Annotated in this window: 1 protein-coding gene; it reads left to right on the top strand. The window is 51.8% G+C overall.

Features of this window, described 5'->3' with window-relative positions; translation table 11 throughout:
- Window positions 1-1,514: N-6 DNA methylase (locus GX466_08260; GenBank protein NLH94188.1), on the top strand; the 1,514-nt coding region annotated here is incomplete at both ends.

Raw genomic sequence — 1,514 nt, 5'->3', positions numbered from 1 at the left:
GGGTTTTCTGGAACGCATGGAGCCAGGAGGACGCTATTTCACCCCGCGCCATCTCACCCGCTGGGCTGCCTCTCTACTGGAAACCTTTCCCGGAGCGCGCCTGGCCGATTTTGCCTGCGGCAGTGGTGGTTTCTTGGTGGCCACCGCCGAAAAGTTGTCCCATGTGACCGGCGTTGAAATCTCACCCAACTGGGCGCGGCTGGCTTTCACGAACTGTCTCTTGCACAGCATCAAAAAACCAGATATTCGCATCGGTAACTCCCTGGCCATCTTTGGGAAACGAGAAAAGGAAACGAAGTTTGATTGTATTCTGATGAATCCGCCCTTTGGCGCCAAGGTGGATGACTCGCTGGTACAGATGGCGTTTGATTTTAAGATGAGCGGGCGTTCTGAAACCGTTTTGACGGCACTTGCCTGTGAACATCTGAGTGAAAACGGTCAGATGGTGGTTTTCGCACCCTCAGGTTCCCTGTTTGCCAACAGCGGTGGCGAACAAATTCTGCGTGAAGGATGGATTGAAAACGGTGAGCTAACCGCTGTGGTGACTTTACCCAAAGACGCCTTTCAGCCCTACAGCCAGGTAGCCACGCATGCGCTGTTGATCGAAAAGACGCGGCAGCCGAATTACATCAACTGGTTTTTCCAACCCCGCTTTGACGGCTTCACATCTGGGCGCAACCGCCAGCCGGACCCTGAACATAACGATCTGCCGCTAATCACCGCTGCGATCCGCAGTCGGAAGGAGACTCGAGCGGTCATTCCATTGGACATAACCGATCAGGGGCCGGCCGGTTATAGAGTCCTTTTCACCGATGAAAATTCGCGCTTTCGGGTCAATCGGCTATCCCGCTTGAATGCCCGCGAGACCTGTTATTTGGTGGATGTTGGCTCTGGTTCCGAAAACAGCTTCTATTGGATCAATCAGGCCAACATTCTGGCGATCAACGGACAAACACAGCCGATCAAAATTTCCTTGCCAGAAAAATATACGCGCGAGATTAACGCGACATTTTTACAAGGCGCATATTCGATCCAACTTACTGGTGAAGGGGGAGAAATTAGAGGTGAGCGGAAGAACACTTACCCCCTACAGATTTCGTCCCATTGGGATGATACGGCCTGGATGGGCATTGTTCTCAATGCAAAGGGAGAGCCGGCTGGTCCGGCGTTTATTCTTAATGAAGTTCCTAATCGGTTTAAAGAAGCCGATGACACTGTTTTCCCCTGGGATATTGAGATTCCATTCGACTCCAACGGGGAGGAGACTGCCTTCCAAGATGAGAAAAGCGGAACATTGATACTTTTCCCGCCCGTCAAGTTGGAGGGGATAAAACTTGCGGAGCAAGTGTACCTTTTAAAAAGCGGAAAACACACCTGGCTGCGCATCCATCTGGAGAAGGAAAACTCAGTGCAGTTTGAAATCTTGTTTCACGAGAGCGGCGGCTCAGTTTTCGAATCGGATGGGCGGCAGAGCGGAGTTGTGTTTACTAAAGAAGGTGAAGTGCTGGGCGTGG

Source organism: Candidatus Cloacimonadota bacterium (assembly GCA_012516855.1).
Classification (GTDB): Bacteria; Cloacimonadota; Cloacimonadia; order Cloacimonadales; family Cloacimonadaceae; genus Syntrophosphaera.
This window is presented reverse-complemented; position numbering and strand designations above follow the sequence as displayed.